Origin of the sequence: Ferribacterium limneticum, assembly GCF_020510585.1 — a bacterium.
Classification (GTDB): Bacteria; Pseudomonadota; Gammaproteobacteria; order Burkholderiales; family Rhodocyclaceae; genus Azonexus.
In genome coordinates this window covers 3,781,177-3,805,561 of record NZ_CP075190.1, presented here as the reverse complement: position 1 = coordinate 3,805,561, position 24,385 = coordinate 3,781,177, and the positions used below count along the sequence as shown (strand labels likewise).

Genomic DNA, 24,385 nt, shown 5'->3' with positions numbered 1-24,385 from the left:
CATTAGATGCCTATGACTCAGGATCCAAGAACAGAGCCCCTACTTGAGTGGAATCGGCTCGCCAGAGAGAACACGGAGAACGCCATCGTCTCGTCAATGTTCGAGGCGGCGACCAAAGCATCCGAGCCAATTGAGAAGTTTTCGACTTGGCTCTTGGTTGGAACGGCCGCTGTAGCCTCGTTTTTGATAACCAACTCGGACAAGCTTGTACCTCTACTTGGAACGAGGGGATTTGCTTGGTCTGGAGCGCTGCTTTGCATTTCGTGCTTGCTCGGCCTTGTCTCAAAAGCAATCGGGCTTCGTGCTCAAATCGGAAAGGAGACGGGCGAAGCCGTCCGAAAAACTTTCGTCGAACACCTTGCGAATTACGAGAAAGAAGAAGAGAAAATTCAGCAAGGCGCAAAGTTCTGGGGCATTGATCTCCAGACTGGCATACGCATTGATCGCGTTCTCTCAGAGTTCTACAAGCCGCTGCCTTGGTGGGCCTCATGGCAAGCGAAGCGTCAGTTGAAAAAGCACGCAGGCAACCCGCAAGTTGGTTACCTTATTCTTATAGGCAACCTGAACTGGCAGGGTTACTTGGCTGCGGGGCAAGCTATTTCCTGTCTTGCATTTCTGGTGGTCGGGCTCATCTTTGCCGCAGCAATCTAAGCGCGGCAATAACGGACAGACCTAGGTTTTAGGACTTCCGAAAAGATGTCGGGCTACTAGCGCGTTACGCCCAGCGGACAGACTTCCACGGTCAACCGCAAAAAACAGCCAAATTTGAAATCTGCTCCCCAGCGGCCAACGCCGGGTTTCCCGCCGGGCGACTTACTGGGCGGCCGAGCCTTCGGTTTTTTCGATCTCCGTCAGCGTCAGGTAGCCGTCCTTTGTGTTGACGACCTTGTAGATGGCGTCGGGATGGGCCTGAGCCTTTTTGAGCACGGACTGCCATTCGAGTTCGGCCAGGCGCAGTCCGTCGATCTTCTTGTGTAGCGTGGCCACGCTGTCGGCCAGCTCGGTCTTGAGGTCTTCGTTGAATTGCTCGACCTTTTTGGCGGTGGGATTCATGGCGATCAGGACGGTGTTGACCAGCGTCAGGACGAGCGCTACGCCGACGAGGATGACCGTCAGCTTTTCAAATGATGGCGCCTTGGCGGGTTGTTCCTGGCTGTCTTTGGTTTCTTTTTCGCTCATGGTCTCGCTCCCGGGTTGCTTGGTGTATCAACCATTACGGCCGATGTGGGGGCGAACTTGAGTTTTTCGTGGCGGGGCGGGTTTTGGCCGGTGCTACGGTCAACCGGAAATATTGGCCAAATTTGAAATTGTCGGGGCGGCGATGGCGTCGAGGTCGACCTCCCGCAGGTCCGCCAGCACCTGCCAGGCGCCGCTGAAGTCTTCGCTGGCGGTGTAGTCGTTGGGCGTGACGAGGCAGCGCAGGCCGGCGGCGCGGGCGGCTCGCAGGCCGTTGGCGGAGTCTTCGATGGCCAGGCAGTTTGCCGCCGGCAGGGCGAGGCGGTCGAGCACCCAGCGGTAGATGTCGGGGGCGGGCTTCTTGTTGGGCACGACGTCGCCGGCGCCGATGACCTCGAACCAGCCCGGCGCATCCGGCCCGAGCGTGGCGTGGAGCAGGGCGGTGACGTTTTCCGGGGTGGTCGTGGTGGCGATGGCGAGGCGCAGGCCGCGCTGCCGGGCGTGCTGGATGAGCGCCGCGACGCCAGGGCGGAGCGGCAGGCTGGCCGATTCGACGAGGCGCAGGTAGTGGCGCGTCTTGGCGGCGTGCAGGTCGCGGACCAGCCCGTCGAATTCGGGCCGGGCGGCGATGTCGGGGGCGTAGTGTTCGGCGTAGTGGCGGATGCGTTCCTTGCCGCCGGTGATGGCAAGCAGTTGGCCGTACAGCGTTTCATCCCAATGCCAGTCCAGCCCGAGATCGGCGAAGGCGTGGTTGAAGGCCGGGCGGTGGCCGTCGCGCTCGGTGTCGGCCAGCGTGCCGTCGACGTCGAAGATCAGGGCGTGGAGTGTGGGCATGCGCTGCACGATAGCCGGGGTCGATTCGGGCATCCAGTCAGGATTTCTGAAGTGGCCGGTAAGTGTTTTGTAAATAAGCAATAACTTACCAAGGCGATAAGAAACTCTGACTGTTACTTAATTAAGAAGTCACTTATCTTTGTTGCCAATGCGGTAACACAAGAATGATTGGAGACACCATGCAATTCGGCCGTACGACCCTCTCGAAATTTGTTATTGAAAACACCCGCGCCAGCCACGGCGAACTCGGCGCGCTACTCATCGACGTCGCCGCCGCCGTCAAGACCATCTCGGCGATGGTCGCCAAGGGGGCGCTGGCCGGACATCACGGCGCACTGGACAGTACCAATATCCAGGGCGAAGTGCAGAAGAAGCTCGATGTGCTGACCAACGAAGCCATCCTGCGTCACTGCGAGTGGGGCGGTCAACTGGCCGGCATGGCCTCCGAGGAAATGGACGATCCCTACCCGATCCCGGCCGAATACCCGCGTGGCCGCTACCTGCTGGTTTTCGACCCGCTTGATGGCTCGTCGAACAGCGACGTCAATGTCTCGGTCGGCACCATTTTCTCCATTTTTGCCCGGTCGACCGCCGGCGATGCCCAGCTTGGCGACTACCTGCGCCAAGGTAGTGAACAGGTCGCCGCCGGCTACGCCATCTACGGCCCATCGACGATGATGGTGCTGACGCTCGGCAACGGCACGCACGGTTTCACGCTGGACCGCGAAAGCGGCAACTTCCTGCTGACCCACGCCAACATCCGCGTCCCGGAAGACACCCGCGAATTCGCCATCAATACCTCCAACGAACGTTTCTGGGAGCCGCCGGTGCACCGCTACGTCAGCGAGTGCAAGGCCGGCAAAACGGGCGTCCGGGGTGAGGATTTCAATACCCGCTGGATCGCCTCGATGGTCGCCGAAGTGCATCGCATCCTGATCCGCGGTGGCATTTTCATGTACCCGAAGGACAGCAAGGACCCGTCCAAGCCCGGGCGCCTGCGCCTGCTCTACGAAGCCAATCCGATGGCCATGCTCATCGAGCAGGCCGGCGGCGCGGCGAGCACCGGCCGCCAGCGCATCCTCGACGTGGCGCCGGACAGCCTTCACCAGCGCGTGCCGGTCATTCTCGGCTCGAAGAACGAGGTCGAGCGGCTGGAGCGCTATCACCACGAATACGACACCGGGGCTGATCGGCCGTTTGTTTCGCCGTTGTTTTCGGAACGCTCGCTGTTCCGCGACGAATCGCACGCCTGAATTCAAAGCAAAGGGAGAGAAACATGTCCGTCAAACACCCCATTATCGCCATCACCGGCTCCTCCGGCGCCGGCACCAGCACGGTGATGCAGAGCTTCCAGCACATCTTCCGTCGCGAATGCCTCAATGCGCAGATTGTCGAGGGCGATTCGTTCCATCGCTACGACCGTCTCACCATGCGCGCCGAAATGAAGGCGCAGGAGGAGGCCGGTAATCGCAACTTCAGCCACTTTGGCCCGGAAGCCAATTTGCTTGAAGAGCTGCAAGACCTGTTCCTCGCCTACGGCCAGAGCGGTACCGGCAAGTTCCGCAAATACTTGCACGATGCCGGCGAGGCCGAGCCTTTCGGCCAGAAGCCGGGCACCTTCACGCCGTGGCAGGAAATCACCGCGGTCACCGACCTGATGTTCTACGAAGGCCTGCATGGCGCCTACGCCGATGACAAGATCGACATCGCCAAGCAGGTTGATCTGTGCGTCGGCGTCGTGCCGACCATCAACCTAGAATGGATCCAGAAGCTGCACCGCGACCAGAAAATGCGCGGCTATTCGCAGGAGGCGGTGACCGACACCATCCTGCGCCGCATGCCGGATTACGTCAGCCACCTCTGCCCGCAGTTCTCGCGCACGCACGTCAATTTCCAGCGCGTGCCGATCGTCGATACCTCCAACCCCTTCATCGCCCGCGACATCCCGACGGCCGACGAAAGCATGGTGGTGATCCGCTTTGCCAACCCGAAGGGCATTGATTTCCAGTACCTCATCAACATCCTGCACGGCGCCATGATGACCCGCCCGAACACGCTGGTCGTCCCCGGCGGCAAGATGGGCCTGGCCATGCAGATGATTTTCACGCCGATGGTTTTGCGGTTGATGGACCACAAGCGTCGCGCCTAGAAATTCGTCGTTCCCGAGCGAAGCGGGAACCCAGAAATGCAAGGAACTGGATCCCCGCCTGCGCGGGGACGACGAGCAGCTAACCGAATATAAAAAACGGAGACAAACATGGATCGCAACCAGACCGAAACCACCTTCCGCCGCGAACTGGCCAACGCCGTCCGCTTCCTCGCCATCGACGCCGTCAATCAGGCCAAATCCGGCCACCCCGGCGCACCGATGGGCATGGCCGACATCGCCGAAGTCCTGTGGCGCGACCATCTCAAGCACAATCCCGCCAACCCGCAGTGGGCCGACCGCGACCGTTTCGTGCTGTCGAACGGCCACGGCTCGATGCTGCTCTACGCGCTGCTCCACCTGACCGGCTACGACCTCGACATCGACGACCTCAAGAACTTCCGCCAGTTCGGCAGCCGTACCGCCGGCCACCCGGAAGTCGGCCACACGCCCGGCGTCGAGACGACCACCGGTCCGCTCGGCCAGGGCCTGACCAACGCCGTCGGCATGGCACTGGCCGAAAAGCTGCTGGCCCAACGCTACAACCGGCCGGGGCTGGATATCGTCGATCACCGCACCTGGGTCTTCGTCGGCGACGGCTGCCTGATGGAAGGCATCAGCCACGAAGCCTGCTCGCTGGCCGGCGTCTGGGGCCTCGACAAGCTGACCTGCTTCTACGACGACAACGGGATTTCCATCGACGGCCATGTCAAAGGCTGGTTCCGCGACGACACCCCGGCCCGCTTCCGCGCCTACGGCTGGCATGTCGTCGGGCCGATTGACGGCCATGACTCGGCGGCGCTCAACGCGGCCATCGCCGAGGCCAAAGCAGTCACCGGTCAACCGACGCTGATCGTCTGCCGCACCCAGATCGGTTGGGGCTCGCCGAACAAGGCTGGGTCGCACGACGTGCATGGCGCGCCGCTCGGTGCCGACGAAACGGCCGCCACCCGCGCCGCGCTCAACTGGCCGCATGGGCCATTCGACGTGCCGGACAGCCTGCGCGCCGCGTGGAATGCGCGGGCCATTGGCGCCTCTGCCGAAGCTGACTGGCACAACAAGTTCGCCAGCTATCGCACAAAATATCCGGAATTGGCTGCAGAGTTCGAGCGCACCCAATCCCACGGTCTACCGGAAAAATGGCCCGAAATTAAAAGCGAACTGCTCGCCATGGCTGGCCGCAAGGAAGGCGCCATCGCCACCCGCAAGTCGTCGCAGAACTGCCTCGACCTGCTGGTCGACCGCGTGCCCGAACTGCTCGGCGGATCGGCCGACCTGACCGGCTCCAACCTGACGGCCGGCAAGGGCAGCGTTGCCTTGCACGAGGCCGGCGAGCGGCAGGCCAACTACATTTCCTACGGCGTCCGTGAATTCGGCATGACGGCGATCATGAACGGCGTTGCCCTGCACGGCGGGCTGATTCCCTACGGCGGCACCTTCGCCGTGTTCTCCGACTACGCCCGCAACGCCATCCGGATGAGCGCGCTCATGAAGCAGCGCGTCGTCCACGTGCTGACCCACGATTCCATCGGCCTCGGCGAGGACGGCCCGACCCACCAGCCGGTCGAACACGCCAGCAGCCTGCGCATCATTCCCGGCCTCGACCTGTGGCGCCCCTGCGACGAGCTGGAAACAGCCATCGCCTGGGCCGAAGCGCTCGAGCGCCAAGACGGACCTTCCGCCCTCTTTTTGTCGCGTCAAAACCTGCCGCAATACGGCGGCGCGGCGAGCCGGGCGGAAGGTGCCAGCCGTGGTGGTTACGTGCTCTCCGAAGCCGACGGCCAGTTGCAAGCGGTGATCATCGCCACCGGCTCGGAAGTTGCCATCGCCATGCAGGCGCAAGCCATCCTGAAAGCTGGCGGGGTCGCCGTGCGCGTTGTCTCGATGCCCTGCACGCGGCGCTTCGACCGCCAGTCGGCAACCTGGAAAAAGCTCGTGCTGCCGCCCGAAGTCTGCCGCGTCGCCATCGAAGCCGGGCAGACCGACTTCTGGCACAAATACGTCGGCCTCGACGGCGACGTGCTCGGCATAGACGAATTCGGCGCCTCGGCCCCGGCCCCGGTGCTCTACGACCACTACGGCCTGACCGCCGACAACCTGGCGCAGACGGTGCTGCGCACCATCGTCAGCGCCGGGGGCAGCGATGGTGATTTCTGATGCCTGATCCGACGCCAGCCTAGCCCGGCCACCCTCAATTCAAGCCGTCCCGAACGCCCGTTGCTGCGGGCGTAAGGGGCCGGCTCGCTCAAGAATTCTTAATCATCAGGAGACAACACCATGCCAATACGGGTGGCAATCAACGGCTTCGGCCGGATCGGGCGCATGGCCTTCCGGGCCATCGCCAAGGAGGCGGAGTTCGTCGACATCGAGGTGGTCGCCATCAACGACCTGCTCGAACCGGACTACCTCGCCTACATGCTCAAGTACGATTCGGTGCATGGCAATTTCGACGGCGACGTGGCGGTAGACGGCAACGACCTGCTGGTCGACGGCCGTCGCATCCGCCTGAGCGCCGAGCGCCATCCCGAGCAACTGAACTGGGGCGAGGTCAAAGCCGATGTCGTCATCGAGGCGACCGGCCATTTTCTCAACCACGAAGGCTGTGCCCGGCACCTTCAGGCCGGCGCCCGCAAGGTCGTCCAGTCGGCACCGGCCAAGGATGCCACGCCGATGTTCGTCTATGGCGTCAATCACCATACCTACGCCGGCGAGGACATCGTTTCGGCCGCTTCCTGCACGACCAACGGCCTGGCCCCGGTGGCCAAGGTGCTCAACGACAACTTCGGCATCAAGCGCGGCCTGATGAGCACGGTGCATGCCGCCACCGCCACGCAAAAGACCGTCGACGGCCCATCAGGCAAGGACTGGCGCGGCGGGCGCGGCATTCTTGAGAACATTATCCCGTCCTCGACCGGCGCCGCCAAGGCCGTCGGCAAGGTCATCCCAGCGCTCAACAAGAAGCTGACCGGCATGGCCTTCCGGGTGCCGACCTCCGATGTCTCGGTGGTCGACCTGACCGTCGAGCTGGAATGTCCCGCCAGCTACGACGAAATCTGCGCCGCCATGAAGGCCGCCGCGGAATCCGGCCCGCTCAAGGGCGTGCTCGGCTATACCAGCGACAGCGTCGTCTCCACAGACTTCCGCGGCTGCCGTCTGCCCTCGATCTTCGATGCCGGCGCCGGCATTGCGCTCGACCCGACTTTCGTCAAGGTCGTTGCCTGGTACGACAACGAGTACGGCTACACCTGCAACCTGCTGCGCCTTGTGCGCCACATTTCGCACTGAAAGGACACGCCATGGCCCTGATTTCCCTGCGTCAGTTACTCGACCACGCGGCCGAGCACAGCTACGGTCTACCCGCCTTCAACGTCAATAACATGGAGCAGATCCAGGCCATCATGCAGGCCGCCGAAGCCTGCGATTCCCCGGTCATCCTGCAGGCCTCGGCGGGCGCGCGCAAATACGCCGGCGAGCCCTTCCTGCGCAAGCTTGTCGAAGCCGCCATCGAGCAGTACCCGGACATCCCCGTCTGCCTGCATCAGGACCACGGCACCTCGCCGGCCGTCTGCCAGCAGTCGATGCGCAGCGGCTTCTCCAGCGTGATGATGGATGGTTCGCTGGGCCCCGACGGCAAGACGCCGGCCAACTACGCCTACAACGTTCTGGTGACTCGTAAAGTGGTCGAGATGGCCCACGCCATCGGCGTCTCGGTCGAAGGCGAACTCGGCTGCCTCGGCTCGCTGGAAACCGGCGAGGCCGGTGAGGAAGACGGCATCGGTGCGGCCGGCAAGCTCGATCATTCGCAAATGCTGACCGATCCGGAAGAGGCCGCCGACTTTGTCACCAAGACCAGCGTCGACGCACTGGCCATCGCTATCGGCACCAGCCACGGCGCCTACAAATTCACCCGGCCGCCGACCGGTGAAATACTCGCCATCGACCGCATCAAGGCCATCCACGCCCGCATCCCGAACACCCATCTGGTCATGCACGGTTCGTCCAGCGTGCCGCAGGAATGGCTGGCGGTGATCCGCCAGTACGGCGGTGCGATGAAGGAAACCTACGGCGTGCCGGTAGAAGAGATCGTCGAAGGCATCCGCCACGGCGTGCGCAAGGTCAATATCGACACCGATATCCGTCTCGCCATGACCGGCGCGATGCGCAAGGCGATGGCCGAAAAGCCGGAGGAATTCGATCCGCGCGCCTTCTTCAAAGCCGCCGTCGCGGCGGCGCGCGACATCTGCAAATTGCGTTTCGACGCCTTTGGCTGCGCCGGTCAGGCCAGCCGCATCAAACCCGTGTCACTGGAAAAAATGGCTGCCGCCTACCGCTGACCAAACCGAGCATCACTCTGCTGTACCTTGCGTTTGCGGCCCCGCAGTCCGGGGCCGCCTTTTTTTCGGAGGCACCATGCGCCAGCCAGATTTCGTCATCGCCCCAAGCATCCTCTCCGCCAATTTCGCCAAGCTCGGTGAAGAGGTCAGCAACGTCATCGCCTCCGGCGCCGACTGGATTCACTTCGACGTGATGGACAACCATTACGTCCCCAACCTGACCATCGGCCCGCTGGTTTGCCAGGCCATCAGGCCATGTACCACGGCGCCAATCGACGTGCATTTGATGGTCAAACCCGTCGACCGCATCATCCCCGACTTCGCCAAGGCCGGCGCCAACATCATCACCTTCCACCCGGAAGCCTCCGACCACGTCGACCGCAGCCTGTCGCTGATCCGCGATGCCGGCTGTCAAAGCGGCCTGGTCTTCAACCCGGGCACGCCGCTGGATTACATGGATTACGTCCTCGACAAGATCGACGTCATCCTGCTCATGAGCGTCAACCCCGGCTTCGGCGGCCAGAAATTCATCCCCGGCACGCTGGCCAAGGCGAAACTGGCGCGGGCCAAACTCGATGCTTATGAACAGGAAACCGGCCGGCGCATCCGCCTCGAAATCGACGGTGGCGTCAACACCGCCAACATCGCCGAAATAGCCCGCGCCGGCGTCGACGCCTTCGTCGCCGGTTCAGCCGTCTACGGCGCTGGAAAGGACGGCGATCCGCATCGCTACGAATCGATCATCAGCGACCTGCGGATGGCCTTGCTAGGGGCGCGCCCGGCGTGATTGCTACGGTCAACCGGGAAAAATGGCAAAAAATCGAGAGCACTCGCGACAGACCCCGATTTAAATTGCAGCAGAAAATGTGCTCTCCGATTTTCGCCTTGTCCTTCAAACCGATTTGTTCAGCGCTTTCATGGCCAACCCTCGGCGCAGCGAATCAACCAGGCTGACAATTTGGCCGTTATTTTTGCGGCAGTGTTTTGCCTGCCAACTGCTCGGCTTGAGCGAAGACGCGCTGCGTCAGTTTTTCCAGCTCGTAAGGGCCTTCCGTCGTGTAGGTGACACACTTTTCATAGGCTGCGACGGCGAAACAGACTGTGGTGCTCGAGGCATCCTGCAGGCGCAAGTGGCCGGTGATGACCGTGCCGTCATCCTTGAGCGACACCGAATGGCGGGTGCTGTAGTTCTTGGCCAGGTCGAAGAAGCGGATTCGGTAGAGTTCGTTGAGGACGCCTAGCAGATCTTGCGCAGTGTAATGGAAGGGCTGGCTCTGGCCATCCCGTTCCAGCGTCGCGCTTCCCTTGCCGGTCAGGCTGATGCGCTGTAACGGAAAGTTCGGCCTGCCCGGCTGGCGCGTCAGGCGAACGCTGACCTCTTCGAGCCGGTAGGTCTGCGGCAGGCCAGCGGTGGTGGTGCTTTCCATTGCCATCGAATTGCTCCCGGTCAGGCAGGACATTCCTAGCAGCAGGCTGGTGACCAGAGGTTTCAGTCGGATTGGCATGCTTTTGCTCCTGGAGGAATGAAAAAAGGGGATCGCGTTGCCGCGATCCCCGCATAGTGGAGCGTAGCGTATCAGGCCGCGCGGCGGCGCCGTGCGATAAAGCCAATCAGGCCGAGGCCGGCCAGCAGCATGGCATAGGTTTCAGGCTCCGGCACCGCGACCACCGTGTAACCAAGGTCGCGCATCATGCCGACTTCGATGGCGCTGTAGTCGCGCGGCCAGGGGCCGGTCGGACCCATGGCGGTCATCATCGTGCCGTAAAGGTTGGCGCTGTCGTCATCGGTGTGGGAAATGCTGCTGCCGCCATTCCAGATGGCCGGGCTGTACAGCTCAACCGCATTGCCGCCGTTGGCCGCCTTGGCAAAGCTGCCATCGAAATACATGCCGGCGACGTGATCGGCCGCCAGCGCGGTACCGGTGCTGCCGACGCTGGCCGCATCCCAGACGCCCTGGTTCAGTTCGAAGGTGTTGGCATCGACTACGCGGTTGCCGTTCTTGTCTACCAGGAATTGGTCGAAGGTTCCCCACTGCTTGGTGTCGAGCGGCGAGCCGTCCTGGGCAATGGTCGACGAGAAGCCGAGGGCGTGGGTGAATTCGTGGTAGATGGTGCTGTAAAAGTCGTACTTGGTATTCGGCGCCTGGCTGTTCAAGTCGTAGTGCCAAGGCTGGCCGAAGTTTACATCGACCGAACCATCGGCCGCCGCACCGTTCAGGTCGGCGCCGCCCAGCGCCTTGACGCGAACGACGTCATTGAGGGTGAAGCCGGCCGTGCCGGTCGAGAACAGCGAGCTGCCGGCCGAGGCCAGGTTGCTGCTGTTGGCATCGTTGGTGGCGGTGGCCGAAAGCAGGATGGTTGCCGTGTTGCTGAAGTGGCTGCCGAACATGCTGGAGAAGGCGCTGGAGGCCGTATCCATGGCGGCGCGTCGAGTGGCGCCTTCGGTCGCATCCCAGAAGCCGCTACCGTTGTCGACGCCGTAGTCGAACTCGAAGGTGATGCCAGCCTGGGCGGCCGTGGCGAAGGCCAGGCTGCCGGCGATGAAACCGCTGCTGACGGCAAGGCGCACCAGACGGGCGATTCGATTCGGTTTTTCGGTGGGGTAAAACATGGGGAGAATTTCCTTTGAGCTGGCAAGCAGGACGGGGATGGTTAGTCCTGCTGGGGATGGCGAGATTGAATCGCTGATGCATAAAGCATGATTCGCGCCTTGTCTCCGGTGTCCAGTCATTGCTATCGCGGATATTTAAAATAGATATTTCGAATCAAGTGCTTTGCTTGCCATTGGCATGCTGCGCCGTGTCAATTGCTGGCCACCAGGGGCAGTGGGCAGAAATCATCTGACGCGAAGTGTAAGATTTTCCGACATTCCAAGATTCCGGCGTGGTCTCAAGCACCGTCAATCTTCGGCGCCTTGTCCAGCGAGTTGCAGGACGTGTGCCGATTGCTACGGTCAACCCGAAAAAACGGCCAAAAATGAAATCGCCTCAGGTGTAGCCAGCGCGAGAAAGCCGCATTTTCTCCCGAACTTTGTGGCGATTCGCAGTCTAAAGAACGCCGAGAGCATTTCCTTTCCCCGGTCCTGTCAGCGCTGCACTCCTTCGAATATTCACGGAGACCCACCATGCCGAAATGGATCAACCTGCTGTTTCTTTCCTTCTTTACCGCAGTTGCCGGCGAAACATTTTTCTTTACCTTCATTGACCCGAAACTGTTGTATCTGTTCGGCGAGCCAGTGGACTGGAGCCCGATGGTGGTCTACTCGCTCGGTTTCTTCATGTTCTGGGCGCTGACCGGTCTGACCGCTGCGCTGGTGGCCTTGATGCTGAAGCCGGGCGATGAGGTTAACCGGGAAGGTACGCATCGGACCCATGTGGCCTGACGCGGGAGTTGCCACCGTCAGCTCGTGACTGACGCTCCCGGAATCCTCTATGGGGTATCGGCGTAGCGCCGGCGGATGTCCTCGACTTGCGGAATCAAGTCCAGGAACAGGTTGAGCAAAGCCGGATCAAACATGGTTCCGGATTGGGCTCGCATGAAATCAACGGCCTCGGCCGTGCTCCAGGCGTGTTTATAGGGCCGCTCACTGGTCAGTGCGTCAAATACATCGGCGATCGTCACGATGCGCCCCTCCAGCGGAATTCCATCGCCGGCAAGCCCGTGCGGATAGCCGCTGCCATCCCATTTTTCATGGTGGGTCAGGGCGACGGTCCGGGCCATTTGCAGGAGTTCGGATGGATGGTCGCCGATGATCTCGGCGCCAATCAGCGGGTGTGTTTTCATCAAAGCCCACTCTTCCGGGTCAAGCGGGCCGGGCTTGATGAGGACGCGGTCGGGAATGCCGATTTTTCCGATATCGTGCATCGGCGCTGCATTGAGCAACAGGTTGGCCTGGCGCTCGGCAACGCCGGCCGCCCGCGCCAGCAGTCGCGATGATTTGCTCATGCGAATGACGTGCATGCCGGTCTCGTTATCCCGGTATTCGGCTGCCCGGCCCAGTCGGCGGACGATCTCGATACGCGTCTCGTCCAATTCCCGGGTGCGCTCCTGAACCAGTCGCTCCAGACTATGGCTGCGGTTATGGCGTTCAATATGGAGCTGGACGCGCAGACGGACAATCGCGGCATGGCAGGGCTTGTGCAGAAAATCGACGGCGCCCAGTTCCAGCCCCCTGGTTTCGTCCTGGACTTCGGTCAGCGCGGTCACGAAAATGACCGGAATCTCCCGCGTGACGATGTCCGCCTTGAGCCGCCGACAGACTTCATAGCCATCCATTCCGGGCATCATGACATCGAGCAGGATCAGGTCGAACTGCTGTCGGCGAACAATCTCCAGCGCATCGGCCCCGCTCGTGGCAAAAAGCACGCGATAGTTGTCGCGCAGCATGCCGGCCAGTGTCGAAATGTTTTCCGGAATGTCATCGACGACCAGTATGGTGCCCATCGGGTTTCGCTCTATCGCTTCATTCATCTCGGTTGTCTTGCACTGGCACGGACAATAATTCTTTCAGGCTCGCCAGCCGGCTATCGGCCAACGGGTAGTCATAGCGGTCGATGGCCTGGCGGACGGCATCCCAGGCGATGCGATTGGCCGAATTGGCAAAGTAGGGCGAAATCTTTTCAGCCAGGTCGTCAGCCGCCGTATCGTGCAGTTTCAGCATTTCCGCGAGTCTGGCCAGCAAGGTTTTGGTTCTTTCGCTATCGACCGCTGAAGCTTCTGATAAACCATTGCCGGCGTCAATCAGATGATCAACTTCGGCCAGCCCGCTTGTCACCCGATGCAATAGCTCAAGAAGCCGGGGTAAATGCGCATCGCATTTGGCAGCGTCGTGGACCGCTGCCACCCGTTCCAGGGCTTCGGCCGATTCACCAAGGTCGGTGGCGCCGACGGTATGCGCCACGCCTTTCAGTGAGTGGGCCAGTCGCGTGGCCGTCAGCCAGTCGGCGGCCGCTTGCGCGGCGGTGAACTGCGGCCCGAAACCCTGTCCCTGCGTATCGCGGAACTGCTTGAGGACCCGGAGCAGCAAGGGGAGTCGGCCGCCGACATGGGCCAGTCCGATCGCGACGTTGATACCTGGAAATGCCGGCAGGGAGTTTTCCGCCGAAGGAACGCTTTGGTGATTCATTTCATCTGTTTCGGCGGCAGGAAGGTCCGGGAAACACTGCGCCATCTGTTCGTAGAGAACATCCATGCGGACCGGTTTGGGTACGTGTGAATTCATGCCTGCAGCCCGGCAGGCCTCCTTGTCCTCAACCATCGCATTGGCGGTCAGGGCAATCACCTGAATTTTCTGCCAGTCCGGATTTTCACGAAGTTTCCGGGTAGCAGTAAAGCCATCCATCACCGGCATCTGGCAGTCCATCAGGATCAGGTCCGGCACTTTGCGCGACACCGCGTCGAGCGCTTCGACACCGTTCGAGGCAAGGCGCACGGTAATGCCGACATCGGCCAGCAAGGCGCAGATGACCGCCTGATTCACCTCGATGTCCTCGACCAGCAAAATGTCGAGATGGCGAAATCTCGACCATTGCCGGTCCGCCGCCTTGCGGCGGTCAGGTGTGGGCGCCTGCTGGGCGGCTATGCCCAAGCAACGCGCCAGTTCGACATAAACATGGCGAGCGCTGACCGGCTTGGCGAGCAGGCTGTCGATTTCATGGCTGATCTCGTGCAATTCTTCCTGATGACTGTAGGCGGTCACCAGAATCATCGGCGGCGGAACTGAATTCCCTGATGAGAGCGCGACACGCAAGCGGCGAATGGTCTCTATCCCGTCCACTCCGGGCATCCGCCAGTCCACCAGGCAGGCCAGATAGCGGGCGCTGTCGTCCGCCGCCAGGGCCAGCGCGGCCTCGGCGCAATCGACCGCCCGCACTTTCAGGCCAAGTCTTCCGATGATGTGCTCGAGGAGTTGCCGGGCAATCGGACTGTCGTCGACCACCATCACCGGGCGGTCGGCAAATTTGGCCAGCCTTTGTGCCAAGGCGGCGACCCCGGAACGTCGGTCGAGCCCCCGGTTGGCAAATTTCGCCGTGAAATGGAAAGTGCTGCCTTGGCCGGGGGCGCTGACAACCCATATTCGCCCTCCCATCCTTTCCACGAGGTGGCGCGAAATAGCCAGGCCCAGCCCCGTGCCGCCATAGCGGCGCGTGGTCGAGACATCGGCCTGGGTAAACGGCTGGAAAAGCTTTTCAACTTGTTCCGGCGACATGCCAATGCCTTCATCGCGAACGGCAAAGTGCAGTTCGGCCCAGTCTGTCTCCGGGAATGTTGTTTCAACCGTGACCACGACGTTGCCGCCCACGGAAAACTTCAGTGCATTGGTCACCAGATTGGTCAGGACCTGCCCCAGCCGTAGCGAATCGCCACCCAGCAGGTGCGAGTCATTGTCGATGTGGTAACTGAGCTCAATGCCCTGATTCTCGGCACGCAGCGCGGTGACTGCGGAAAGCTGGTCGAAAACGGTTTCCAGGACAAAAGGAACGTTTTCCATCTGCAGCATGCCGACCTCGATCTTCGAGAAGTCGAGAATGTCGTCAATGATGTGGAGCAGGGCATCCGAAGCCGTCTTTATCTTGGCCAGATAGTTCCGCTGACGGTCATTCAAGGCGGTTTCGAGGCAGAGGTCGGCCATGCCGATGATGGCGTTCATCGGCGTGCGAATCTCGTGGCTCATGTTGGCCAGGAAAGAGCTCTTGGCTTGCGTGGCGGCCTCTGCTTCATCGGCCCGATGGGCCAGTTCGGCCTCCATCTGGCGCTGGAGCTTGATATCCCGCGAGAATCCGACGGTACCGATGACGGTCATGTCGGCATCGAGAATCGGGGCCCGGAAGGTCTCGTAGCAGGTATCCGGGTGATTCGGGAGAGCGCCTTCGATGGTTTTCTGGCTACGGCTGGTGATCACTTCCAGATCCTCGGCGCGATAGCGCTCCGCGGCAGCCCGGGGCCATACGTCAAAATCGGATTTGCCCAGCAACAGCGCCCTGCTCATGCCGGCCACCTGGGCGTAGGCCTCGTTCACCGCCATGAAATTCCCCTCGGCATCCTTGAGCCAGGCCATGTGCGGAATGGTGTCGATCATCGCCTGCAAGGATTGCGTCTGGTAGCGCACTTCCCGGGTCCTGGCCTCGACCAGTTCCTCGAGATGCTGGCGGTGGAGCTGCAGCTCCTCGGCATTATGTTTGAACTCGGTAACATCCTGTTGCACCGCGACGTAGTGGGTGATCGAGCCATCAATCTGGCGAATCGGCGCAATGATCGAAAATTCGATGTATTCGCTACCGTCCTTGCGCCGGTTGCGGAGTTCTCCTCGCCAATCGGCGCCACGTCTGAGCGTCTGCCAAAGATCGGCATAAACCTCGGGTGGCGTGTCGCCGGAGCGCAGCAGACTCGGTTTTTGACCGAGCGCCTCGTCGCGGCTGTAGCCGGTCCTTTTTACGAAGGCATCGTTCACATACTCGATTTCGGCATCGAGATTGGTAATGATGATGCTCTCGGGACTCTGCTCGACGGCGAGCGAGAGCTTGCGCAGCATCAAATCCTTTTCCCGTAGCGGGCGCAGATCGAGATAGCTGGCGACAAAGCCCGATAGCTTGCCCTGGCCAACGATGATTGCCCCGACATTGACGATGAAGGGAATGCGTCGACCATCCTTGGTCAGACGTTCGACTTCGGCTGTCCATGTTCCGGTGAGTCCAATCTTCTCAATGGCCTCGGCGTGTTCCCGTTTCTCGGCTTCTGTTGGCGGTACTAGGCAACTGACCGGCTGGCCGAAAAGGTCGTCCAGCTGATAACCGAACACCTGGGTGAAGGCCGGGTTGATGTAATTGATGCAGGTATCGGCATCGGCAATCAATAGCGGTTGCGCCGACTGACGCACGGCCTCGCTAAAGAGATAGCGTTGGGATTCAGCGGCCTTGCGCTCGGTGATGTCAAAGAATGAGGCGAGAAATCCGCCCTCGCTGACGATTCCGGAAATGACGACTGAGCGAATTTCGCCACTCTTGCTTCTGATTTCATATTCGGCGGCCGGAATATCGGTGCCTTCATTGCGGGCGTGGTCGAGCGCCGCGCCCCAGTTTGAACGAACCCAGGCCGCATAGGCGGGATCCGGGTAAGCCAGTTGCCACCAGGCATCCAGCGTCGGAACGTCGGCGATGGTATAGCCGAAAAGTTGGCTAAAGTGCTCGTTGAGATCGAGCACGGTGCCTTCGGCATCGACCAGCGCCATAGGCATCGGGGCGTGTTGAAACAAGGTTCGGAAACGCTGCTCGCTGAGGCGCAGCAATTCCTCGGTCAGCTTGCGCTCGGTAATGTCTTGGACCGTACCGTGCAAGTTGATGATTTTGCCATCGGCATCGCGCAGGGCCTTGCCGCGGGCGGTGATCCAGCGGTGACTGCCGTCCGGACGGACGACTTCAGCATCGCATTCGTACGAATCTCCCTCGGCCAGGCCTTTCTCGACGCAGGCCGAAAGCAGAGCCCAGCTGTCCGGGGTAAAGTACATCTCGACCTCGGGGTAGATTACCGGTGGCAAGCTGCGATCGCGGCCGTAGATCAGATAAATTTCATCCGACCACCAGTGGGCACCCGTTCGCAGATCCCAGCTCCAGGTGCCTATCTTGGCCAGGTGCTGCGCTTCCCTGAGCGCCGACTCGCTTTGCTGCAGCGTTGTTTCGGCCTGCGCACGTGCCGTGACATCCTTTGAAATCCCGAACAGGCCGACGATTTTTCCCGAGCTGTCAAATACCGGCCCTTTTGTTTCCAGAAAGACGAGATTCCGGCCTTCGTGTGTTGTCACGCATTCCTCATGCGTTTGCGTGTGGCCAGCAGCGAGGATGGCCTGATCAGTTTCAATTACTGAGCGGGCTGAGCTTTCCGGGAAAAGGAAGTGATCGTCGCGGCCGATGATTTCCTCGATCGTCCGGCCGACGAATTCCGCTGCCGCAGCATTGACCAATTGGTATCGCCCCTGCAAATCCTTGACGAAAACTGCATCCGAGGTCCCGGAAACCACCGCGGCCAACAGGCGACGATCCACCTCGCCGGTCGCCAGTGAACGGCGCAAGGCTTCGCTGAGCAGGCTGATGGCAACGCCGTTGACGATCAGAAAGCACCATTGAAACAGATACTGCTTGCTCTCGATGGCGAAGCTTCCGATCGGCGGGATTGCCTGGTAGTTGACACTTAGCGCGGCCAGGGCGGTCGCCAGCAAACCTGGGCCCAGACCGCCAAGCAGCGCGCTGAGGATGATCGGAAGCATGAACAGGATCATCATTGGCCGATCGCCGAGGGCGTCCGCCAAGTTGTTACGCAGGACCAGCATGGCCAGCGTGACTACAATTGCAAACGCATAGGTCAGCCAGCGCGGCCGCCGTCCTGGTGTTACGCCGGTGGCGAAAGTCTCCAGCAGCGACTCGGAGCCAATTGCCCGCACTGCAGGTACGGCGCGCAGGGCGAAGAAAAAAAAGGTCGCGGTGACAATGACAAACAGAATGCCCTTGGCGGTGGAGAGCCAAACGATAGACTCGATGTCGGCAAATAACGAGAGCAGTTGGTCAGAGAGAAAAATCCAGGCACTAGCGAGGCCTGCGTAAGCCGCCGTGGCGACCAGGATGAATCTGTCTCTAGCCGTAGTGTTCATTGGTCAGCCTGTGGAAAAACCTTGATTCGAGCATGTTAGCAACCAAATGAAAGAAATACGCCAAACCGGAACTGCCGGGTAAGGCCGCGCGATGCCCCGTATTCAAAATGTTTTAGACGCCTGTCATCGAAGCCGGTTTTTGCCGATCGCTTGTCTATTGAGTTGGGGACAGGCCGGTTGGTTCCTGAGGCCTTTGTCTGGTCGAAAGGGCACTTTTCAGACGCAAAAAAGCCGCCCGCAGGCGGCTTTCACGGTCAACCGGAAATTTCGGCTTATTTCACAATCTGGTTGAGTTCGCCCTTGGCGTAACGCTCGGCCATTTTTTCCAGCGGCATGGCCTTGATCTGGCTGGCGCGGCCGGCGCAGCCGAAAGCTTCGAAGCGGGCGAGGCAGATTTTCTTGGCGGCTTCGCGGGCCGGCTTGAGGTAGTCGCGCGGGTCGAACTTGGACGGGTTTTCAAACAGGTAGCGGCGGATGGCGCCGGTCATGGCGAGGCGGATATCGGTGTCGATATTGACCTTGCGCACGCCGTGGGCGATGCCCTTGACGATTTCTTCGACCGGCACGCCGTAGGTTTCCTTCATGTCGCCGCCGAATTCGCGGATTTCGGCGAGCAGTTCCTGCGGCACGCTGGACGAACCGTGCATCACCAGGTGGGTGTTCGGGATGCGGGCGTGGATTTCCTTGATGCGGTCGATGGCGAGGATGTCGCCGGTCGGCTTCTTGGTGAACTTGTAGGCGCCGTGGCTGGTGCCGATGGCGATGGCCAGCGCGTCGCAGTTGGTCTGCTTGACGAAGTCGGCGGCCTGGTCGACGTCGGTGAGCAGCTGTTCACGGGTCATGTGGCCGTCGGCGCCGTGGCCGTCTTCCTTGTCGCCCTTCATGGTTTCGAGCGAGCCGAGGACGCCGAGTTCAGCCTCGACGGAAACGCCGATGGAGTGTGAAAGCTTGACGACTTCCTTGGAGACGGCGACGTTGTATTCGTAGGAGGCGACGGTCTTGCCGTCGGCTTCGAGCGAGCCGTCCATCATCACCGAGGTGAAGCCGGAGCGGATGGCGCCCATACAGACGGCCGGGCTTTGGCCGTGGTCCTGGTGCATGACGATGGGCAGGTGCGGGTAGGCTTCGAGGGCGGCCAGGATCTGGTGGCGCAGGAAGGGCTCGCCGGCGTATTTGCGGGCGCCGGCCGAGGCCTGCATGATGACCGGGGCGTCGATCTGGCTGGCTGCTTCGCAGATGGCCCAGACCTGTTCCATGTTGTTGACGTTGAAGGCGGGCAGACCGTAGCCGTTTTCGGCGGCGTGGTCGAGCAATTGGCGCATGGAGACGAGCGGCATGGGAACTCCTGTTCGATTTCGTGTTTAGTTAATCTGAGTATTTTAAAGGATTTGATGTTCGCCAACGCGGACGATCTTGAGTGTATTGGTGCCGCCGGTGGTGCCGATGGGCTCGCCGATGGTCAGGGCGATGAGGTCGCCTTTTTCTACGACACCTCGATCGATCAGGAGTTGCTCGGCTTCGGCCAGGAGCAGGTCGCGGTCGGTGTGCTGCTGCTTCATGGGCAAGGGGCTGACGCCGCGGTAGAGCACCATGCGGCCGACCGATTCGGCATCCGGGGTCAGCGCGTAGATCGGCACGCCGCAGTTCAGGCGGCTCATCCACAACGCGGTCGAGCCGGACTGGGTGAGGGCGGCGATGGCCTTGACCTTGAGGTGATGCGCCGTCCAGATGGCAGCCATGGCAATCGACTGGTCGATGCGCGTGAACACGCGATCGAGGAATTCGCGGTCGAGGGTGACTTCGGCCGAACGCTCGGCTTCGACGCAGATGCGCGCCATCGACTCGACGACTTCGACCGGGTATTTGCCGGCCGCCGTTTCGGCCGAGAGCATGACGGCATCGGTGCCGTCGAGCACGGCGTTGGCGACGTCGGAAACTTCAGCGCGGGTCGGCACCGGCGAGGTGATCATCGACTCCATCATCTGCGTCGCGGTGATGGTCAGCTTGTTCTTGTCGCGCGCCATGCGGATCATCTTCTTCTGCAGGGCGGGGACCGTGGCATCGCCGACTTCGACGGCGAGATCGCCGCGGGCAACCATGATGCCGTCGGAGGCGTCGAGGATTTCGGCCAGGTTGGTGATGGCTTCGACGCGCTCGATCTTGGCGATGAGCACGGCGTTGCTGCCGGCGGCGCGCAACAACTGGCGGGCCATGTACATGTCGGCAGCGCTTTTCGGGAAGGAGACGGCAACGAAATCGACGCCGATCTGGGCCGCCGTCTTGATGTCGTCCATGTCCTTGGCGGTCAGTGCCGGCGCGGTCAGGCCACCCCCCTGGCGGTTGATGCCCTTGTTGTTCGACAGTTCGCCGCCGACCAGCACGCGGGTGTGGATTTCATGGCCACGGACGCCTTCGACGATCAGTTTGAGCCGGCCATCGTCGAGCAGCAGGATGTCGCCATTGACGACGTCTTTCGGCAGGTCCTTGTAATCGAGGCCGACGCGTTCCTGATTGCCGAGCTTGCATTGCGCATCGAGGATGAAGGCTTCGCCGACGACGAGCATGATCTTGTTGTTCTCGAACTTGCCGACGCGAATCTTCGGCCCCTGCAGGTCGCCGAGGATGCCTATGGTCCGGCCGAACTTGGCGGCCGCAGCGCGGATGCCGTCGGCGCGCGCCTTGTGGTCTTCAGCCGTGCCGTGCGAAAAATTCATCCGGACAACGTCGATGCCGGCCTGGACCATGCGCTCCAGCACCTCGGTCGAGGAGGAGGCGGGGCCCAGCGTGGCAACGATTTTGGTGTGGCGTGACATGTCTTCTCCATCCTTTTTGTTATTTGAATTTTGGCGTTTATTTCCGGTTGACCGTAGCAATGCTACGGTCAACACCTTGCAGCATTATTTCGCAGCGCGTTCTTCCAGAACCTGAATCGCCGGCAGGGTCTTGCCTTCGAGGAATTCGAGGAAGGCGCCGCCGCCAGTCGAGATGTAGCCGACGTCGTCATGGATGTGGAACTTGGCGATGGCAGCCAGCGTGTCGCCGCCGCCAGCGATGGAGAAGGCTTCGGAGTGGGCGATGGCCGAGGCCAGCATCTTGGTGCCGCCGGCGAACTGCGGCAGTTCGAAAACGCCAACCGGGCCGTTCCAGACGATGGTGCCGGCGTTGGCGATGATCTGCGACAGGGCCGCAGCGGTCTTCGGGCCGACGTCGAGAATGCGGTCGTGGGCGGCGACGTCGTCGACGGAAATCTTGTTGGCGCGGGCCAGGGCGGAAACTTCGTCGGCGACGACGACATCGGTCGGCAAGGGGACTTCGGCGCCGCGTTCCTTCATGATGTCCATGATGGTGTGCGCTTCCTTGACCAGATCGGCCTCGGCCAGCGAGTCGCCGATGCGCTTGCCGGAGGCGAGCAGGAAGGTGTTGGCGATGCCGCCACCGACGATCAGCTGGTCGACCTTGCTGGCCAGCGACTTGAGGATGGTCAGCTTGGACGACACCTTGGAGCCTCCGACGATGGCGACGAGCGGCCGTTTCGGGTTGGTCAGGGCCTTGGTCAGAGCGTCGATTTCGGCGCCCATCAGCATGCCGGCGCATGCTACCGGGGCGTATTTGGCGATGCCGTGGGTGGTCGCTTCGGCGCGGTGGGCGGTGCCGAAGGCGTCGTTGACGTAGACGTCGCAGAGCTTGGCCATCTTCTGGGCGAGCTCGTCGTTGTTCTTCTTTTCGCCCTTGTTGCAGCGACAGTTTTCGAGGAGCACAACTTCGCCTGCCTTCACTTCAAAACCGCCATCGACCCAGTCCGTGACCAGGCGCACCGGCTTCTGTAGCATCTGGCCGAGGCGCACGGCGACCGGCATCAGCGAATCGTCGGGCGTGCATTCGCCTTCGGTCGGCCGGCCGAGGTGCGAGGTGACCAGTACTGCGGCGCCCTTGTCGAGGCAGTACTTGATCGACGGCAGCGAGGCGCGGATGCGGGTGTCCTCGGTGATGTTGCCGGCTTCGTCCTGCGGTACGTTGAGGTCGGCGCGGATGAAAACGCGCTTGCCGGAAACGTCGAGGTCGGTGAGTTTGATAACGTTCATTGTCTGCTCCATATTAGCGGTTAATTATATTGATCGTGATTGTGCCACAGGCGCGACCAGTGGTCGGCGACTTCCAGCATGCGGTTGGCGAAGCCCCATTCATTGTCGAACCAGACGAAGAGGTTCACCAGATGGGTGCCGGCGGTGCGCGTCTGGCTGCCGTCGACAATGGCCGAATGCGGGTCGTGATTAAAATCGATCGAGGCGTGCGCTGCCTCGGAATAGGCGATGAGTTTTTTTAGCGGGCCATGCGCCGCGTCGGCGAGCAGGTTGTTGATGCTGTGCGCCGAGACCGGCCGCTGGGTGCTGATCGTCAGGTCGATGGCTGAGACGTTGAGGGTCGGCACGCGGATGGCCTTGGCTTGCACCTTGCCGGCCAGTTGCGGCAACAGACGCTCAATGCCGCGGGCCAGCCCGGTCGACACCGGGATGATCGACTGCATGGCCGAGCGCGTCCGGCGCAGGTCGTCGTGGTGATAGCCGTCGATTAGCGGCTGGTCGTTCATGACCGAGTGCAGCGTGGTGAGCAAGGCCTGGTCGACGCCGACTTCGCGGTCGAGCAGGTCGAGGATCGGGACGATGGCGTTGGTCGTGCACGAGGCGGCCGAGACCAGACGCTCGGCCCCGGTCAGCGTATTTTGGTTGATGCCGGCGACGATGGTCGCATCGACATCCTCAGCGCTGGCGCCGGGGTGCGAAAGAAGCAGGCGCGGGCAGCCGGCATTTATGAATTTGGCCAAATTTTCCCGTTGACCGTAGGAACCGGAACATTCGACCACGAGGTCGATGTCGCGCCAGTCAACGGCCTCCGGCGTACGGGCGTGGCTGATACGGATGGCCCGGCCGTCGATCAGCAGTTGGCCATCGGCGACGTCGACGCTGCCGGGAAAGCGGCCGTGGGTCGAGTCGAAACGCGTCAGGTAGGCCATGCTTTCCAGATTGGCCGGCTCGTTGATGGCGACCACCTGGAGATCGTGGGCGACGCTGGATTCCTGTAACGCCCGCAAAAAGCAGCGACCGATACGGCCATAGCCGTTGATGGCAAGACGCAGGGGGAGTTTTTGGGACACTTTCGGAGCCGGCAGCTTTCTTGGCGAGTGAAACAAAAGGGCCTTGCGGCCCCTTTTCATGAAACAAACAGCTTACTTGGCGGCCATCCAGGCGCGGGCGGCGTCGAGCATGCGGCAGGAGTAACCCCACTCGTTGTCGTACCAGGCCAGAACCTTGACCAGCGTGCTGCCGTCTTCGCCTTGAATGACACGCGTCTGCGTTGCATCGAAGGTGGAAGAAACGGTGGTGTGGTTGAAGTCGGAGGAGACCAGCGGCTCGTTATTGACGTCCATCACACCCTTGAGCGGGCCGTTGGCGGCGGCGGTCATCAAGGCGTTGATTTCTTCCTTGGTGGTGTTGCGGCCGGCGGTGAAGGTCAGGTCGACCAGCGAAACGTTGATGGTCGGCACGCGCAGGGCGAAACCATCGACCTTGCCCTTGAGTTCCGGTAGCACCAGGCCGACAGCCTTGGCGGCGCCGGTCTTGGTCGGGATGATGTTGGCGGCAGCGGCGCGGGCGCGGCGCAGGTCCTTGTGACGGACGTCGACGGTGACCTGGTCGTTGGTGTAGGCGTGGATGGTGGTCATCAGGCCCTGCTTGATGCCGATGCTGTCGGACAGGATCTTGGCGACCGGAGCCAGGCAGTTGGTCGTGCAAGAAGCGTTGGAAACAACGGTCATGTCGGACTTGAAGAGGCCTTCATTGACGCCATAGACGATGGTTGCATCGACGTCGTCACCACCCGGGGCGGAGATCAGCACGCGCTTGGCGCCCTGCTCGAGCAGCGGCTGGGCCTTGGCCTTGGAGGTGTAGGCGCCGGTGCATTCGAGAACGATATCAACGCCGTGGTCAGCCCAGTTGATGTCCTTCGGGTTCTTGGTCGAGTAGAAGGCGATCTTCTTGCCATCGATAATGATGCAGTTTTCACCTTCGGTTTCGACGCTGGTGCGGAAACGGCCATGCGTGGTGTCGTACTTGAGCAGGTGCGAGTTGGTCGCCAGATCGCCAGCAGCATTGATGGCGACGACGTCGAATTCATTTTGCAGACCCTGCTCGTAAATGGCGCGCAGTGTGCAGCGACCGATACGACCAAAACCGTTGATTGCAACCTTGATAGCCATGA

Annotated in this window: 19 protein-coding genes; 8 read left to right on the top strand and 11 right to left on the bottom strand. The window is 61.4% G+C overall.

All coding sequences use genetic code 11. The annotated features are described in order from the left end of the window. The first annotated feature begins 12 nt into the window (after positions 1-12). Positions 13-651, top strand: a complete 639-nt coding sequence (locus KI613_RS18185) for a hypothetical protein (protein ID WP_226402060.1) — start codon at positions 13-15, stop codon at positions 649-651. 162 nt (positions 652-813) lie between these two features. On the opposite strand, the gene KI613_RS18180 is transcribed toward KI613_RS18185, so the two are convergent. Beyond that, complete coding sequence (locus KI613_RS18180) at positions 814-1,179, bottom strand: hypothetical protein (RefSeq protein WP_226402058.1); 366 nt, start codon at positions 1,177-1,179, stop codon at positions 814-816. 99 nt (positions 1,180-1,278) lie between these two features. Beyond that, positions 1,279-2,043 carry an HAD family hydrolase gene (locus KI613_RS18175; RefSeq protein ID WP_226402056.1) on the bottom strand — a complete coding sequence of 255 codons (765 nt, stop codon included), beginning with the start codon at positions 2,041-2,043 and terminating at the stop codon, positions 1,279-1,281. 146 nt (positions 2,044-2,189) lie between these two features. On the opposite strand from KI613_RS18175, the gene KI613_RS18170 reads away from it, so the two are divergent. The 6 genes from KI613_RS18170 (at position 2,190) to rpe (ending at position 9,277) form a co-directional block, all read left to right on the top strand. Continuing rightward, on the top strand, positions 2,190-3,263 hold the full coding sequence (locus KI613_RS18170) for a class 1 fructose-bisphosphatase (RefSeq protein WP_226402054.1): 1,074 nt from the start codon (positions 2,190-2,192) through the stop codon (positions 3,261-3,263). A 23-nt stretch (positions 3,264-3,286) separates the two neighbouring features. Next, a complete protein-coding gene (locus KI613_RS18165) occupies positions 3,287-4,159 on the top strand; it encodes a phosphoribulokinase (protein ID WP_226402052.1) in 873 nt (290 codons plus the stop codon). A gap of 108 nt (positions 4,160-4,267) precedes the next feature. Beyond that, complete coding sequence (tkt, locus tag KI613_RS18160; RefSeq protein WP_226402050.1) at positions 4,268-6,313, top strand: transketolase; 2,046 nt, start codon at positions 4,268-4,270, stop codon at positions 6,311-6,313. Between the two features lie 120 nt (positions 6,314-6,433). Further along, the gene (gene gap, locus KI613_RS18155; RefSeq protein ID WP_226402048.1) at positions 6,434-7,441 is read left to right on the top strand and encodes a type I glyceraldehyde-3-phosphate dehydrogenase; all 1,008 of its coding nucleotides are present in this window, start codon (positions 6,434-6,436) and stop codon (positions 7,439-7,441) included. Positions 7,442-7,452: 11 nt separating this feature from the next. After that, positions 7,453-8,490, top strand: a complete 1,038-nt coding sequence (fba, locus tag KI613_RS18150; protein WP_226402046.1) for a class II fructose-bisphosphate aldolase — start codon at positions 7,453-7,455, stop codon at positions 8,488-8,490. A 76-nt stretch (positions 8,491-8,566) separates the two neighbouring features. Beyond that, entirely contained in the window at positions 8,567-9,277 is a 711-nt protein-coding gene (gene rpe / locus KI613_RS18145) for a ribulose-phosphate 3-epimerase (RefSeq protein WP_226402044.1), read from the top strand. A gap of 178 nt (positions 9,278-9,455) precedes the next feature. On the opposite strand, the gene KI613_RS18140 is transcribed toward rpe, so the two are convergent. Together KI613_RS18140 and KI613_RS18135 are read right to left on the bottom strand one after the other, a co-directional pair. Continuing rightward, positions 9,456-9,995, bottom strand: coding sequence for a hypothetical protein (locus KI613_RS18140; RefSeq protein ID WP_226402042.1), 540 nt, complete (start codon positions 9,993-9,995; stop codon positions 9,456-9,458). Between the two features lie 71 nt (positions 9,996-10,066). Next, positions 10,067-11,101: a PEP-CTERM sorting domain-containing protein gene (locus KI613_RS18135; RefSeq protein WP_226402040.1), complete on the bottom strand. Its 1,035-nt coding sequence runs from the start codon at positions 11,099-11,101 to the stop codon at positions 10,067-10,069. 513 nt (positions 11,102-11,614) lie between these two features. On the opposite strand from KI613_RS18135, the gene KI613_RS18130 reads away from it, so the two are divergent. Beyond that, positions 11,615-11,872: a hypothetical protein gene (locus KI613_RS18130; RefSeq protein WP_226402038.1), complete on the top strand. Its 258-nt coding sequence runs from the start codon at positions 11,615-11,617 to the stop codon at positions 11,870-11,872. A gap of 47 nt (positions 11,873-11,919) precedes the next feature. On the opposite strand, the gene KI613_RS18125 is transcribed toward KI613_RS18130, so the two are convergent. The 7 genes from KI613_RS18125 to gap (KI613_RS18095) all read right to left on the bottom strand — a co-directional run bounded on the left by KI613_RS18125 (position 11,920) and on the right by gap (KI613_RS18095) (position 24,383). After that, positions 11,920-12,960 (bottom strand): response regulator, encoded by a 1,041-nt coding sequence (locus KI613_RS18125; RefSeq protein WP_226402036.1) that lies wholly within the window; start codon positions 12,958-12,960, stop codon positions 11,920-11,922. Further along, on the bottom strand, positions 12,953-18,130 hold the full coding sequence (locus KI613_RS18120; protein ID WP_226402034.1) for a PAS domain S-box protein: 5,178 nt from the start codon (positions 18,128-18,130) through the stop codon (positions 12,953-12,955). The genes KI613_RS18125 and KI613_RS18120 overlap by 8 nt, the downstream gene beginning before the upstream one ends. 272 nt (positions 18,131-18,402) lie before the next feature. Further along, on the bottom strand, positions 18,403-19,467 hold the full coding sequence (gene fba, locus KI613_RS18115; RefSeq protein ID WP_226402032.1) for a class II fructose-bisphosphate aldolase: 1,065 nt from the start codon (positions 19,465-19,467) through the stop codon (positions 18,403-18,405). Positions 19,468-19,509: 42 nt separating this feature from the next. Further along, positions 19,510-20,943: a pyruvate kinase gene (pyk, locus tag KI613_RS18110; protein ID WP_226402030.1), complete on the bottom strand. Its 1,434-nt coding sequence runs from the start codon at positions 20,941-20,943 to the stop codon at positions 19,510-19,512. A gap of 84 nt (positions 20,944-21,027) precedes the next feature. Continuing rightward, positions 21,028-22,212: a phosphoglycerate kinase gene (locus tag KI613_RS18105; RefSeq protein ID WP_226402018.1), complete on the bottom strand. Its 1,185-nt coding sequence runs from the start codon at positions 22,210-22,212 to the stop codon at positions 21,028-21,030. Between the two features lie 20 nt (positions 22,213-22,232). Then, positions 22,233-23,282, bottom strand: a complete 1,050-nt coding sequence (locus tag KI613_RS18100; RefSeq protein WP_226402016.1) for a type I glyceraldehyde-3-phosphate dehydrogenase — start codon at positions 23,280-23,282, stop codon at positions 22,233-22,235. A 72-nt stretch (positions 23,283-23,354) separates the two neighbouring features. Beyond that, positions 23,355-24,383, bottom strand: coding sequence for a type I glyceraldehyde-3-phosphate dehydrogenase (gene gap / locus KI613_RS18095; RefSeq protein ID WP_226402014.1), 1,029 nt, complete (start codon positions 24,381-24,383; stop codon positions 23,355-23,357). Between the last annotated feature and the right edge of the window lie 2 nt (positions 24,384-24,385).

Bases quoted from the DNA above. Each gene is read 5' to 3' on its own strand.
- KI613_RS18120 (WP_226402034.1), bottom strand. From the start codon at position 18,130: ATGAACACTACGGCTAGAGACAGATTCATCCTGGTCGCCACGGCGGCT.
- gap (WP_226402014.1), bottom strand. From the start codon at position 24,383: ATGGCTATCAAGGTTGCAATCAACGGTTTTGGTCGTATCGGTCGCTGC.
- tkt (WP_226402050.1), top strand. From the start codon at position 4,268: ATGGATCGCAACCAGACCGAAACCACCTTCCGCCGCGAACTGGCCAAC.
- KI613_RS18130 (WP_226402038.1), top strand. From the start codon at position 11,615: ATGCCGAAATGGATCAACCTGCTGTTTCTTTCCTTCTTTACCGCAGTT.
- gap (WP_226402048.1), top strand. From the start codon at position 6,434: ATGCCAATACGGGTGGCAATCAACGGCTTCGGCCGGATCGGGCGCATG.
- KI613_RS18165 (WP_226402052.1), top strand. From the start codon at position 3,287: ATGTCCGTCAAACACCCCATTATCGCCATCACCGGCTCCTCCGGCGCC.
- KI613_RS18140 (WP_226402042.1), bottom strand. From the start codon at position 9,995: ATGCCAATCCGACTGAAACCTCTGGTCACCAGCCTGCTGCTAGGAATG.
- fba (WP_226402046.1), top strand. From the start codon at position 7,453: ATGGCCCTGATTTCCCTGCGTCAGTTACTCGACCACGCGGCCGAGCAC.
- KI613_RS18180 (WP_226402058.1), bottom strand. From the start codon at position 1,179: ATGAGCGAAAAAGAAACCAAAGACAGCCAGGAACAACCCGCCAAGGCG.
- KI613_RS18170 (WP_226402054.1), top strand. From the start codon at position 2,190: ATGCAATTCGGCCGTACGACCCTCTCGAAATTTGTTATTGAAAACACC.
- KI613_RS18185 (WP_226402060.1), top strand. From the start codon at position 13: ATGACTCAGGATCCAAGAACAGAGCCCCTACTTGAGTGGAATCGGCTC.
- fba (WP_226402032.1), bottom strand. From the start codon at position 19,467: ATGCCGCTCGTCTCCATGCGCCAATTGCTCGACCACGCCGCCGAAAAC.
- KI613_RS18105 (WP_226402018.1), bottom strand. From the start codon at position 22,212: ATGAACGTTATCAAACTCACCGACCTCGACGTTTCCGGCAAGCGCGTT.
- pyk (WP_226402030.1), bottom strand. From the start codon at position 20,943: ATGTCACGCCACACCAAAATCGTTGCCACGCTGGGCCCCGCCTCCTCC.
- KI613_RS18125 (WP_226402036.1), bottom strand. From the start codon at position 12,960: ATGAATGAAGCGATAGAGCGAAACCCGATGGGCACCATACTGGTCGTC.
- KI613_RS18175 (WP_226402056.1), bottom strand. From the start codon at position 2,043: ATGCCCGAATCGACCCCGGCTATCGTGCAGCGCATGCCCACACTCCAC.
- KI613_RS18135 (WP_226402040.1), bottom strand. From the start codon at position 11,101: ATGTTTTACCCCACCGAAAAACCGAATCGAATCGCCCGTCTGGTGCGC.
- rpe (WP_226402044.1), top strand. From the start codon at position 8,567: ATGCGCCAGCCAGATTTCGTCATCGCCCCAAGCATCCTCTCCGCCAAT.